The following is a 13,367-nucleotide window of genomic DNA, read 5'->3' on the forward strand; positions in this document are numbered from 1 at the left end:
ATTACTAAACATGGCAAATACCACTGACAAGTCAATTTTAACCGCCGCAGGTAAAGCACTGTTGGCACAGCTCAACGCCGAAGAAAAACCACTTATCATCGACAAGATGATATTCGCCAACGTACCAAACCGCCGAGAGTTCCCGCAGCCAGATGATGTTGTACCGACGGATGACATCGTTCACCAAGAGCAGGTTGAGCAGCGCGGCCGCCTTTCTGCAGACTCGGTGATCTACAGCACCACATTGACCAGCGATGTTGGTCCGTTCGAGTTTAACTGGACAGGCGCATACTGCTCTGAATATGGCGTACTCGTCACGATTGACCATCACGCGCTTACACCTAAAACAGCAGATGAACCGGGTGTTGCGGGCAATACCTTAGTGCGTTCGGTGGTACTTGAATACAAAGACATTGCAGAAATCACCAACATCACGGTGGATGCATCTAGCTGGCAATACAACGCCACTGACAGAATGAAGAAGATGGACAGCGATGTGGCGCAGTCCATCATCGACCAGAACGGCAAAGACTGGTTTATTGAAGATGGTTTCTTGGTTACGCCATCGGGCAGCGCTTACAAAATCAAAGCGGGTGCTGGTTATGTATCTGGTAACCGAGTGAGCATGGAATTTGACCGAAGCGTTAAGGTACCTAGCAAACCCTCGTTCGTCTATATCGATGCGCACCGCGAAGGAACACCAACAGGTGAACAAGAAACGTTATTCAACTTTATCGTAACCGCAGAAGAAAAAGACGATTACATCGATTCTTCTGCAGGTAAAGGCATCCCGCACTACGTATGCAAGGTTGCGCAGGTACATGCTGATGGAAGTGTGAGCGATTTGAGACCGGAAGGGGAGAGTGCGGATAAAACTTGGGTTAGCAAAGAAGAAAAATTGCAGACGGCAATGTTAAGTGAGAGAAACTTACTTGCTATCAATTATGGACATTATGGGCAGGTTTTGGATGGTGTTGGCGCACTACAAGTAGACAATTGGCCAACTGGGGAGAAATCGCTCTGGTATGCCTGGGATACCCCGCATGGTGAGCTTGCTGACTTCATTGATAATGGCGATTATGGAACAGCCACCATTGTGAATACTGATGGCAATACCTTCGAGTTCATTAATAAACGAGTACATGAACTACGAGTTAACCCAGCAAAAACGGTTTATGCAGAAGGTTTTGGCGCTGATCACAAAGGCGTTAAAGACAGCACTGATGCCGTTCGTCGAATGGCTCTTTTTGCTAATGCGAATAACTACAAAATTGATGGTGGAGAAGGGGAGCTAGTTATTAGAGCTACTGATAATCCAATCCCTCTGACAGTTGACGCAGATTTTAGTCGTGTTCGAATTCGTCCTGATACAGTTCAGCCTCAGGGTAAGAACTATGTGATTTTTAAATGTCCGCAAGATTGGGGGCTAGACCTAACGGATCTCATCGACCAGTCAAAAATGGTGAAGGGCGCCCATAGACTGTATAGCAAAGTCACGAATTCCCCGATAAATCTTGAAGGCTTTGTCATGATCGAAAGTGACGATATTGTAAGGTATCGCTTTAACGATGACTTATGGACTCCAGTTTATAAGTGCGAACCGTTGAGTATGAGCGGATATTGGGGAGACTTATCAAAGCCGCTGTATTTTGACTACACCAATGCTTCGGGCCTGAAGATCCGTTTTAAGCCTCAGAAGTCCAAGATAAAAATTCGATTTGGTGAGATTGACCTGTCAAATTCGAAAATATATGACGTATGTACGGCAGAACGTTGTGACGTAGAGATTAATAGCATTACATTTATCAATCGTAATAATGACAACAATGATGCAATTTATACGGTTGCGCAGAATCTATATTGTAACAATACAAAGCTTACTAATGTTGATGCGGGGCAGTTGAGGAGCGAACTGAATACTGGGTATTTTTTCCTCGCCAACAAAAGTGATAATACGCTGGTTGAAGGTGCTCAAAACCGACTGGGGTGGGGAGGTATTGATGGAAATCATTTCTCTCGCTTAACTGTTAAGGACTCGACGGTATATAGCGTGAGTAGTCATGCTTATGGTATGGACATCGTTGTGAAAGATACCAACGTTTATCGCTATTCAAATATTCATGGTGCCGGGAAATTTATATTAGAAAACGTTAAATTGCTGTCACAAGGTCAAAAGGATGTATACGAAAATGACTATATGGTTCGAACTCGCACGGATTATGGCAGCAGTTGGGATGGCATAATCAAAATCATCAATCCGTCAATTGAGGCAAAACGGGAACTGAGTAAATTTGACCTGGTCTTTATCGAAGGTGCGCCGACATCAGATGAGTGGCGAGGTGAGGACTTGAACTACATTCCAGATATCGTGCTGGAAAATATCCGCTTCCGTTCTGAAAGTTCAATTAAAAGCCACATCACAGTGAATCTGATTTCAATTCATTGCCCAGTATTGAGAAAAGATTGGATTAAGTACACGTACTTACCAAGTTCTTTTTCAATTAAACACGCTGATGTTAAGGCAAGTAATTATGTACGTATTAAATCGGTTAAAAATACCGTTGAGCATGTTGATGACCTGTATTTTTTAAAACGATATGACAAGTTTAAATGTGTTGTAGAGAACGTAGATGGCAATGTTGACCCCGCTTACGCAAAACGTTGGTCTGAAATCTCCTCAGTTTATGGCATTGATACTTTCGCTATCCCTGACTCATCGGGTGTGAATCAGTCTTATCGAGTGGTTAACTCGGATTGGCATGCACCTTACTTGCGTTCAACCATGAATATTAAGTTTGAAATGGTCGATTCTGAGTGTGTTGGCCCTTGGATTGCATCGTCAATGGAGAATGCCGGGAACATCTATAGCCTTGACCCTGACAGCCAGATAACATTTTCGAACTGTCGAGTTCTAAAGTTATGGGGGCTTGGAAGCGAATTTGACTCTCTTATTATGCCAACGCTGTTTTTACCTGGGACGATATTTGATTGGCAGTCTTATTATACGGGAGATACCAGTGAGTATGACCCTATGTTCAGCGAAAGGTTTAAGAAGCAGATTGTTTTCATATGGGGGGCTAGAATAGCCAGCCCTAGAGGAGCAAATGATGTCGTTACTCAAGATGTTGTGAATATGGTTAAGTCCGGATATTCAAATGCGACAGTTTATGGCTCGATTCAGATTCCTGTAGGAGTTGCCTAGATGCTAACCCTAAACGGCACCCAAATTTCACTGAAAAACCTGCGCATCAGCGTTCGCCAACAGCTTGCCGGACAAGATATGTCCGGCCAGTCCTCATCCACTGACAAAGCCGAAACAGGCAATAAAGGTAAAGTGTTGTCTGTCAGTGGCGTGATCCCATTCAACAAGAGTGAAGCATTAAGCAACCTTTTTACCATGGCAGGCGGGCAAGATAACAGTGCCCGCCAGATTTACCGCATCAGCAACAACACGGCTGCTGCACTCAAAATTCGCCAGGTTAAATTCCAAGGCACGATTAGAGCCAATGAACAAGAGAGTAACCGACAATGGAATGTTGCGTTCGATCTGGTTGAACACTTGTCTGTTCCTGAGCGTGTTGAACAGCGGCAGGAAGATAAACCAGCAACACAACAGCAGGTGCAAGGGGTGACTACTCCGGTAGAAATTGGAGAAAGTGAAGACGTTCCGCCAGATACCAGCGTAGAACTCACAGGCATCATGAAGTTTCTCAAATCACTAGACGAAACATTGTCATAGGGAGAGGTAATGGAGCTAAACCATAAGTTTGTGTGTCGAGCCTATCTCGGTAGTCAAAAGGTTAAAGCAAAGAATCATCGCATTCTCTTTGATGTGAATACACCTGGTCGCTGCTCGATTTCCGTTGAAGGTTCTTCAAAGGTAAATACAATCATTGCCGTAGATATTGGATGGGGTGACAGCATATCGCGGGTATTCCTTGGTTATGTTGAACGGGTTCAAGCTGCGGAAAGAGGGTGGTCAGAACTGTTTTGTCGCGAGTTGGCAGCATTGTTGTTTAAGCCACTAGATATCGCGCTTCGTCATCCGACATTAATGCAATTGCTTAGCGATGTAACCAATAAAACGGGATTGCAGTTTGTCGTACCAGAAGCGGCCTACAGTAAAACTTCTATACCTTGCTTTTACAGTGATGGGAATGGCTATCGGGTGATGGACGAGCTGTCTCAAGCCTTCGGCATTGAAGACCTGTTTTGGCAACAGCAGGGTAACGGTCAAATCTATGTGGGAACTTGGAAAGACTCTTACTGGGCAGATAAGCCGGTGACTATTCCAGATAACTTCATGACGGGGCACACTACGGCCAAGTCAGTGAAAATACCCGCGAGCCCGAAGTTAAGACCGGGCGCCATCGTCAATGGCGTGCGTTTGGTGGGCGTTGATTTTCTAGGAACAGAGGTGAAGCTGACATGGATGTAAATGCAATTAAGCGGATCATATTCCGACTGTTTCCAGAACTGACTGGACGCTGGCATTTGCCGCGCTGGGGTAAAGTGGTTGCGTTACCTGAGCTGCCAGAAGAGGGCGACATGTCTGATCGCTTTTACCCGCATTACGCGGTGGACGTGCAACTGCTCGATGAAAAAGGCGTGGAGTTCAAAGACAAATCACCACTTCAGGCGGTACCACTACCAATACCTGGTGTGGGTGAATATGCAGGTAGACTTGAGCCACCTGCAATCGGAAGTATTGTCGAAATAGGCTTTATGTTCGGTCAACCGGATAAGCCTTTTATTCGTTGTGTGCTGCCATTGGGGTTCAAGTTACCCGCAATTAAGCAAGGCGAAAGCCGTTACCAACAACGCCAAGGTGTTTACCAGTTGGTCGACGAAGAAGGCAACTTTGAAAGCAAGACCGACAAAGACAACATCACCGAATGTTTAAACCAACGCATCAAAGTGTTGGAAGACAAAATAGAAGAAATCACAAACCACAAAACCACTACTGCCAAGAAAATCATAGAAGTCGCTGATATTATCACCATGAATGGCGGTAAAGGTGTTGTGCAAGGTGACTGCATTTGTGCTTACACAGGCAAACCCCACTCTGATTTATCATCGACAGTTAAGGCAGGTAAATAAACATGGCGATGAGTAAAGCATCTCTCAAAGCGAAGTTGAAAAGCGAACTCCAAGCACAAGGGTTCGTTCTTACAGGTGAATTCGCCATGGCGGGAAAAATGGCAGAAGCGATCGCCAATGCTGTGTATGACGAAATCACACAAAACGCCGAGGTTCCAGTTACTGGCGGTAGCTCAGCTGGTAACTACAGCGTGACGTAAAATCGTGTCTCACACTAAGCACGACTTAATTAAACAACCCTATAGATAAATAAACATATCTATAGGAGCAACGAAACTTGAACATTACACCAAACGACTTAGTCGTTTACCTAACAATCCTTCACCTCATCATCCTTATTATTAAAGAGCTATCGACATTCTAACTTGTCATCCATAGCAAATATTAAATCAAGCGCCCGCTTTGGGCGCTTTTCTTTCACCTCGAATACTGGGGGCAATTACGCGAACGACACATTCAAATGACGATCAGCGTCCTACGGTGACGAAAAGCAACCTCAAGGTGACGGAATCCGCACTCCTCCTCCCCACCTGCGACGTTTTCGTTCTGGTTTTTTCGCAATTCTTAAATGTCGAAATCCAGCTGTCTACGGAACACGGTAGATATCAAGCGAAGCCTTAGCCATACGGCGTTCGAGAATCCCCCCAGACCTCTAAGAATCGCTTCTACAGCGTTTTTAAAAATTTCAAAAGTTGAAAAAAATTTCAGTAAATTGCGATTTTAATGATCAAGAAAGATCTAGTAATTATTGGTAAGTATTTGATAGTTATGGATGTAAAGTGTTTTTTGTCATAAATAAAGACGATCACATGAGTAAAGGTAAGATCTGCAATGCAGCTTCCCACGCCTTGTATAGACTGGCTTTAGAGCGAATTATTAAGATAAAGCAGTTTTTCAATTTATGAGACGGTATAATTAAACTCAGATGTCAAAATCACTGTGCAGTTAACGGGACAGAACCGCTGTTTACGTGTTGATGAAGAAGAGGGGAACGAGTGAGTGCTGGACCTATATTGTTATCAGGGTTATAAGCAAAACTCGTTAACTCTTAAGCAGAAACCAAGCAATAAGATTTAAATGTGTCGCCACTTTATCGCCATTTATTATTCTTGTTTCATTTAACTAATTGATTTTATAGGTTAAAAAATTAAAGTGGATATAAAGCTTTACTACGTGCATGACCCAATGTGCAGTTGGTGTTGGGGTTACAAACCAACGCTGGATAAACTAAAACAGCAACTGCCAGGTGTGATTCAGTTTGAGTATGTGGTTGGTGGTCTTGCGCCAGATACTAATTTACCGATGCCGCCCGAGATGCAACAAAAACTCGAAGGTATTTGGAAGCAGATTGAGCGCCAGTTAGGCACTAAGTTTAACTACGATTTCTGGAAGCTTTGTACGCCAGTTAGAAGCACTTACCAATCTTGTCGTGCGGTTATTGCAGCGGGCTTTCAAGACTCTTATGAGCAGATGCTAGAAGCGATTCAGCATGCGTATTACTTACGTGCGATGCCTCCTCATGAAGAAGCCACTCACTTGCAACTAGCGAGAGAAATTGGCTTGAATGTTCAGCAATTCAAGAATGACATGGATGGCTCTTTCTTAGAAGGTGTGTTCGAAGATCAATTGAGCCTTGCAAAGAGCCTAGGTGTGAGCTCTTACCCTAGCTTGGTTCTTAAAATTAACGACGCTTATTTTCCGATTGCCATCGATTACCTGTCGACAGAACCAACCTTGAAGCTGATTCGTGAGCGTATTATTGACAATATACCAGCGCAATAACCACAGTTATGAATAACAAAAAGCCGCTCATTGAGCGGCTTTTTCGTAACTAAATGTATATCCATCCAAGCAATAGTATTAAAGCACCATTGCTGCAATCCAACCAAAGATGATTAGAGGGATATTGTAATGGATAAAGGTTGGAACGACTGTTTCCCAAATGTGCTCATGTTGACCGTCGGCATTTAGACCAGATGTAGGGCCTAATGTAGAGTCAGAAGCTGGAGAGCCTGCATCACCTAACGCAGCCGCAGTACCTACCAGTGCAATCGTTGCCATCGGCGAGAAGCCGAATGCTAGCGCAAGAGGCACATAGATAGTTGCAAGGATTGGAATCGTAGAGAACGATGAACCAATGCCCATTGTTACCAACAGACCAACGATCAGCATCAGTAGTGCAGCTAAAGGCTTATTGTCACCGATGCTGGTTGATAGCGATTGTACTAGTGTTTCAACACCGCCAGTTTGCTTCATTACTGCTGCAAAACCTGCCGCTGCAATCATGATGAAGCCAATCATTGCCATCATGTGTACACCTTTAGTGAACACGTCGTGCGTCTCTTTCCATGCAATAACGCCGCCGAAAGTAAACACCATAAAGCCAGCTAGAGCACCGATAATCATTGAACCCGTGTAAAGCTGAACACCCAATGCAGCGACAATACCAAGTGCCGCAACTAAGATGTGCTTTTTATTGATGACATGATCGGTTTCGTCAACGACAGTCAACTCAGTTTCTTTGTAGACACGCGGTTTACGATAGCTAACAAAGATAGCCAGTAATAGACCAAACAGCATGCCTGCACCTGGCAGTAACATGGCGGTTGGGACTTGGCTTGCAACCACGTTTTCCAAACCGTTGTCATGTAGGTTCTTTAATAGAATGTTGTTTAAGAAAATACCGCCGAAACCAACAGGTAAGATCATGTAAGGTGTGATCAAACCGAAGGTAAGAACACACGCGACCAAACGTCGGTCGAGCTTAAGTTTCGCGAATACGCCCAAAAGAGGTGGAATCAAAATTGGAATAAAGGCGATATGGACCGGAATTACGTTCTGAGATGACATCGTGACAAGCACTAATGCCACCAACACGGCGTACTTTAACCCGGTAGTTGACGCCGAGTTTTCTTTACCATTTAAGCGCTTGATAACACTTTTGGCCAGTAGATCCGTGATGCCTGATTTCGAGATGGCAACAGCGAAAGTACCTAACATGGCGTAGCTTAGCGCGATAGTTGCACCGCCACCTAGACCACTTTCAAATGCGGCAACCGTATCCCCAAGGCTCATGCCTGCGACTAGGCCGCCTACGATGGCACTAAACGTGAGGGCAACCACCACGTTTACGCGCATCAATGCTAACACGAGCATGACGCACACTGATATAACGACAGGATTCATACTTTTCCTAATATGTTGTGTTTACTTATTATTCTTCGTCGACAAGCGGCCAACCGCCGAGGGCCTTCCATTTGTTGACAATACCGCAGAATAATTCTGCTGTTTTTTGTGTATCGTAAAGCGCAGAGTGTGCTTCACGGTTATCAAATTCCATCCCGGCTGTTTTGCATGCTTTAGCGAGAACTGTTTGGCCATAAGCAAGGCCACTTAATGTAGCCGTATCAAAAGTAGCAAAGGGATGAAAAGGGACTCTTTTTAGTTTACAGCGTTCATTTGCTGCATTTACAAAACCCAAGTCGAATGCTGCGTTATGAGCAACCATAATTGCACGTGAGCAATCTGCGGCTTTTTGTTCCTTTCGAATAAGCTTATAAATTTCCTTTAGCGCCTCTTGCTCAGAAACAGCACCACGAAGAGGGCTGAAAGGTTCACGAATACCATTGAATTCAAGCGCTTCTTTTTCTAAGTTAGCGCCTTCAAATGGTTCCACATGAAAATGAATGGTGGAGGCCGGATGCAACACGCCATGTTCGTCCATTTTCAACGTAACGGCACAGATTTCTAAAAGTGCATCAGTTTGAGCATTGAAACCAGCGGTCTCAACGTCTACTACCACAGGGAAATAACCACGAAAGCGTTTTTTCAAGGTTAGAGCTTCATTTTCTAGTGTCATGTTGGCTTATTTTTGTGTGACGAAGGCTGCATTATTGCAGATTATACCGATGAGAAAAACCGCAATTTAAGAGAAAACCGGAATTCTATTTTGCATCCAATCAATAAGTTTGTATTGCATATTATGTAGACGTTTATTCGCCATACTTTGCATCATGTAAACCGATAAAACATGAGTAAGTAAAACGCTAAGTGGCGGTTAAGGTGATTGGAACACGGTGGCTCACATTAATGGCAGTGTGACAGATAACCCTATATTGGCGAGATTTTTGCATGCCGGTTGAAGTGGTTTTATTGATGCAAATTGACGGCAACAGACTGCCGTTTAAGAGACAGTATTAGATGAAGAAATGGCTGATTACCAGTGGTGTTGTATTTTCGTTGTTTAGCACAAGCAGCTTCGCTTTGATGGGCAAACGTTATGCTGCAACTCCACAGCAATCTCAATGGGAAATGGTGGTCAATACACCATTAGAATGTCAGCTTGTACACCCCATTCCAAGCTTTGGAGATGCGGTATTTTCATCTCGTGCGAATAAAAAAATCAATTTAGACTTTGAGTTAAAAATGCGTCGCCCGATGGGAGAAACACGTAACGTCAGTCTCATTTCTATGCCGCCACCTTGGCGACCAGGTGAACACGCCGATCGAATTACAAACCTAAAGTTTTTTAAACAGTTTGATGGTTATGTCGGAGGGCAAACAGCATGGGGCATTTTGTCTGAGCTGGAAAAAGGCCGTTATCCGACCTTTAGTTACCAAGATTGGCAGAGCCGAGATCAGAGAATTGAAGTCGCATTGTCATCAGTACTATTTCAAAACAAGTACAACGCGTTTAGCGACTGTATTTCCAACTTATTGAAATACAGTTTCGAGGACATTGCTTTTACGATTTTGCACTACGAAAGACAAGGTGATCAGTTAACCAAGGCTTCTAAAAAGCGTTTATCACAAATTGCAGATTATATCCGACATAATCAAGATATCGATCTCGTGCTGGTGGCGACGTACACAGATTCAACCGATGGTAAAAGTGCGAGTCAAAGTTTATCAGAGCGACGTGCAGAGTCACTTCGTGATTACTTTCAGTCTCTAGGGCTACCGGAAGATCGAATTCAAGTGCAAGGGTACGGCAAGCGTCGTCCTATTGCAGATAACGGTTCGCCAATAGGAAAAGACAAAAACCGCCGAGTCGTGATATCTCTAGGGCGAACCCAAGTGTGATGCATATAAAAACGCCGAAGCTGAAAGCTTCGGCGTTTTTGATTTACTGACGTTGTTAATAATATTTTAGTGGTATTTTGCCAAGCACCTTTCGGTGATTCTTGCTGTATAATTTGAATGTTAGTTTAAGCGGAATTTGGCAATGACTTCGCAATTGGTTGCGGTATCTATTTTTTCAACCTGTTTGGCAATAGCCGGATTAGGGTGACGCTTCATAAAGTCTATCAACGCCTTAGTACAGCATCCTATCGAGTCGATAAAGCTTGCACACTCTTTATTTGGGCATTGTGGGATAAGTGTTAAGACTTTCTCAGAGGCCAGTTGAAGGTATTTGAGTTCATAGTCAGTATCTCCAGCCCAACGCCAGAACTGAGCTAAGTTATGACAAGAAATCACAGAAATTAATAATCGCTCGTCCGCCTCAATTTCCACACATTCGCTGATATCTTCACTCAGGCTTAGGGCTTGCTGGTAATGAAGAATGCTGCGAACAGGGTCATCTAGTTGAAGTGCCGTATCGGCTAGAAGTGTGTGTTTTTCCCATTCACTGATCATTATCGTAATCCCGCATATCGAAGTTGCGGATAAATCTAAACGATAACTATTATCAAGTAAAGAGTTTTGTTTATAAAAGGACAGGCAGATCGCAGACCTGCCTGTAATCGGAGTTCAACTTGCAGTACAAGTGATTATTAGAAGTGCCGCTTAGCCTTCAAGACCTGCTGAAGCTTGCTTGTTTTGAATAAGCTCAATCATGTAACCATCTGGGTCTTTTACGAATGCAATGTGCGTGCTTCCGCCTTTTACTGGACCTGGCTCACGAGTCACATTACCGCCCGCCGCTTTGATAGCGTCGCAAGTTGTGTAGATATCATCAACACCAATGGCGATATGACCAAAAGCGGTACCTAAGTCATACTCAGTTTTACCCCAGTTGTAAGTCAGTTCGATCACTGCACCTTGGGATTCGTCACCATAACCAAGAAACGCTAGCGTGTATTCGTACTCTTTATTTTCGTTAGTACGAAGCAGCTGCATGCCCATAACTTCAGTGTAAAACTTGATGGATTTGTCTAGATCACCTACGCGAAGCATAGTGTGGAGAATTCGACCGTTTGACATTTTTTGCTCCTAGCTTTGATTTACAAATAGCGTTAGCTATCTGGGTATACTTTCTCTTTATATTCGCACAAATCTTCGATAATGCAGCTACCGCAGCGAGGCTTTCTTGCTACGCACGTATAACGACCATGAAGAATGAGCCAGTGGTGCACATCGAGTTTGAACTCTTTTGGCACAACTTTTAATAGCTTCTGCTCGACATCATCAACCGTTTTTCCCATCGCAAATTTAGTGCGATTCGACACGCGATAAATGTGCGTATCGACGGCAATAGTTGGCCAACCAAAAGCGGTGTTGAGCACGACGTTTGCGGTCTTGCGACCTACGCCTGGTAGCGCTTCTAACGCTGCACGATCTTCAGGAACTTCACCATTGTGTTTTTCCAACAAGATCTTACAAGTCTTGATTGTGTTTTCTGCCTTTGAGTTAAACAAACCGATGGTCTTTATGTATTCTTTTAAGCCATCGACTCCCAAATCAAGAATGCTTTGAGGTGTATTCGCTACAGGGAAAAGCTTGTCGGTGGCTTTATTGACGCTTACATCGGTTGCTTGAGCTGATAGTAATACAGCGATTAGCAGCTCAAAAGGGGAGCTCCAGTTAAGCTCAGTTTGAGGATTCGGATTGTTTTCTCGTAATCGCTCAAGAATTTCGATTCTTTTTATTTTGTTCATTGCTGACTTCCAATACCGTCTCTGCGGTTTATGAAAAAGGCTCCTATGACAGAGCCTTATCTTGTTATGCGTTAGTGACGCGAGCACGTTCTATGGTTGGTTTTTCTTCTTTTGGTTGACGTGCCTGAATTGAATTATCTATGACATTTTTGAGCGCTATCAACAGCCCAACACCGATAAATGCACCAGGTGGGAGAAGCGCTAACAGGAAGCTATTGTCAAATTGGAAAACTTGAATCCGTAGAGCTGAAGCCCAGTCTCCTAGGAGAAGGTCTGCTCCGTCGAATAGTGTGCCATTACCAATTAATTCGCGCATGGCACCTAAAACAACCAAGACGCTCGTCATACCAAGGCCCATCCACAAACCATCTAGCGCAGCGGGTGCAACATCATTTTTTGACGCGTAAGCTTCTGCTCGGCCAATAATAATGCAGTTCGTTACAATCAGAGGAATAAAGATACCTAGAGACAGGTACAAACCGTACGCATAGGCATTCATTAACAACTGAACGCAGGTAACGAGTGAGGCAATGATCATAACGAATACAGGTATACGGATCTCTTTTGGCACATAGTTACGGATAAGAGAAACTGTTACGTTGGATCCAACTAGCACGAGTAAGGTTGCAATACCAAGACCTAATGCATTGGTTATCGTGGAAGAAACCGCTAGCAGTGGACATAAGCCCAGCAGTTGTACGAGAGCGGGGTTATTACTCCACATACCGTTTTTCATCAGTAATTTATTCTCATTCATTACTGCTCTCCTTCACAGCCTAACGGCTGGCTAAGAATGTCTTCACGAGATTGGTTTACGTAGTTAACGGTATTTCGCACCACTTTTACGACGGCTCTTGGCGTGATCGTTGCACCAGTAAATTGATCGAAATCGCCGCCATCTTTACGAACTTTCCACGAATTCCAATTGTTTTCCGTGACTTGTTTTCCTGTAAAGCTCAGGATCCAGTCGGTGACACGAAGATCAATTTTATCGCCCAGACCAGGGGTTTCTTGGTGGTTTAGGACGCGTGTCCCCAAAATATTGCCCTGATTATCAATCCCAGTAATCACTTTTATCTCACCATTGTAGCCATCTGGCGCGATAGATTCTATTGCGATTGCTGTTGGTTCACCATTCTTCGTGGCGAGGTAGGCTGGCATCGCACGTAATGTCCCCAGATCTGGAGACGTGACCATTGTACAAGCTTGCGTGAGTGCGTTGTCATGCATGTTTTCTGGAATGACTTGATTCAAAACAGAAAGTAATTGTTTTTGCTCTTGTACCTTGATTTGGTCTTTTGTTAGGTACTGAGTAAGGGCGACTAATCCGGTTGTTGCACATGCAAATATCGCGAGTGTCAGACCATTTTTTCTAATAGCGGTTAACAT

At 43.9% G+C, this 13,367-nt stretch carries 14 protein-coding genes; 7 read left to right on the forward strand and 7 right to left on the reverse strand.

Annotated elements, in window-relative coordinates; translation table 11 throughout:
* The first annotated feature begins 10 nt into the window (after positions 1-10).
* The 6 genes from R7190_RS14235 to R7190_RS14260 all read left to right on the forward strand — a co-directional run bounded on the left by R7190_RS14235 (position 11) and on the right by R7190_RS14260 (position 6,882).
* Entirely contained in the window at positions 11-3,202 is a 3,192-nt protein-coding gene (locus R7190_RS14235) for a phage tail protein (RefSeq protein ID WP_318137565.1), read from the forward strand.
* A complete protein-coding gene (locus R7190_RS14240) occupies positions 3,203-3,739 on the forward strand; it encodes an adenine glycosylase (protein WP_318137566.1) in 537 nt (178 codons plus the stop codon).
* Between the two features lie 9 nt (positions 3,740-3,748).
* The gene (locus R7190_RS14245; protein WP_318137567.1) at positions 3,749-4,438 is read left to right on the forward strand and encodes a hypothetical protein; all 690 of its coding nucleotides are present in this window, start codon (positions 3,749-3,751) and stop codon (positions 4,436-4,438) included.
* On the forward strand, positions 4,429-5,100 hold the full coding sequence (locus R7190_RS14250) for a hypothetical protein (protein WP_318137568.1): 672 nt from the start codon (positions 4,429-4,431) through the stop codon (positions 5,098-5,100). The genes R7190_RS14245 and R7190_RS14250 overlap by 10 nt, the downstream gene beginning before the upstream one ends.
* 2 nt (positions 5,101-5,102) lie before the next feature.
* Entirely contained in the window at positions 5,103-5,300 is a 198-nt protein-coding gene (locus R7190_RS14255) for a hypothetical protein (protein ID WP_318137569.1), read from the forward strand.
* 952 nt (positions 5,301-6,252) lie between these two features.
* A complete protein-coding gene (locus tag R7190_RS14260) occupies positions 6,253-6,882 on the forward strand; it encodes a DsbA family protein (RefSeq protein WP_186584790.1) in 630 nt (209 codons plus the stop codon).
* Between the two features lie 78 nt (positions 6,883-6,960).
* Here the strand turns inward: R7190_RS14260 and R7190_RS14265 are convergent, their stop codons facing one another.
* Together R7190_RS14265 and rnt are read right to left on the reverse strand one after the other, a co-directional pair.
* A complete protein-coding gene (locus tag R7190_RS14265; RefSeq protein WP_017821192.1) occupies positions 6,961-8,286 on the reverse strand; it encodes a Na+/H+ antiporter family protein in 1,326 nt (441 codons plus the stop codon).
* A 28-nt stretch (positions 8,287-8,314) separates the two neighbouring features.
* Positions 8,315-8,959 (reverse strand): ribonuclease T, encoded by a 645-nt coding sequence (gene rnt, locus R7190_RS14270; RefSeq protein ID WP_137282275.1) that lies wholly within the window; start codon positions 8,957-8,959, stop codon positions 8,315-8,317.
* 341 nt (positions 8,960-9,300) lie between these two features.
* On the opposite strand from rnt, the gene motY reads away from it, so the two are divergent.
* A complete protein-coding gene (motY, locus tag R7190_RS14275) occupies positions 9,301-10,182 on the forward strand; it encodes a flagellar protein MotY (protein WP_005384887.1) in 882 nt (293 codons plus the stop codon).
* Positions 10,183-10,302: 120 nt separating this feature from the next.
* Here motY and R7190_RS14280 read toward each other — a convergent pair whose 3' ends face one another.
* The 5 genes from R7190_RS14280 to rsxG all read right to left on the reverse strand — a co-directional run bounded on the left by R7190_RS14280 (position 10,303) and on the right by rsxG (position 13,367).
* Positions 10,303-10,737 (reverse strand): DUF2753 domain-containing protein, encoded by a 435-nt coding sequence (locus R7190_RS14280; RefSeq protein ID WP_005384886.1) that lies wholly within the window; start codon positions 10,735-10,737, stop codon positions 10,303-10,305.
* A 150-nt stretch (positions 10,738-10,887) separates the two neighbouring features.
* Entirely contained in the window at positions 10,888-11,304 is a 417-nt protein-coding gene (gloA, locus tag R7190_RS14285; RefSeq protein WP_005380739.1) for a lactoylglutathione lyase, read from the reverse strand.
* Between the two features lie 32 nt (positions 11,305-11,336).
* Positions 11,337-11,978, reverse strand: a complete 642-nt coding sequence (gene nth, locus R7190_RS14290; RefSeq protein WP_005380743.1) for an endonuclease III — start codon at positions 11,976-11,978, stop codon at positions 11,337-11,339.
* A 64-nt stretch (positions 11,979-12,042) separates the two neighbouring features.
* Positions 12,043-12,735 carry an electron transport complex subunit E gene (locus R7190_RS14295; protein WP_005380745.1) on the reverse strand — a complete coding sequence of 231 codons (693 nt, stop codon included), beginning with the start codon at positions 12,733-12,735 and terminating at the stop codon, positions 12,043-12,045.
* The gene (gene rsxG, locus R7190_RS14300) at positions 12,735-13,367 is read right to left on the reverse strand and encodes an electron transport complex subunit RsxG (RefSeq protein ID WP_005380747.1); all 633 of its coding nucleotides are present in this window, start codon (positions 13,365-13,367) and stop codon (positions 12,735-12,737) included. The genes R7190_RS14295 and rsxG overlap by 1 nt, the downstream gene beginning before the upstream one ends.

The sequence above is a fragment of the Vibrio sp. 1078-1 genome (genome assembly GCF_033340475.1).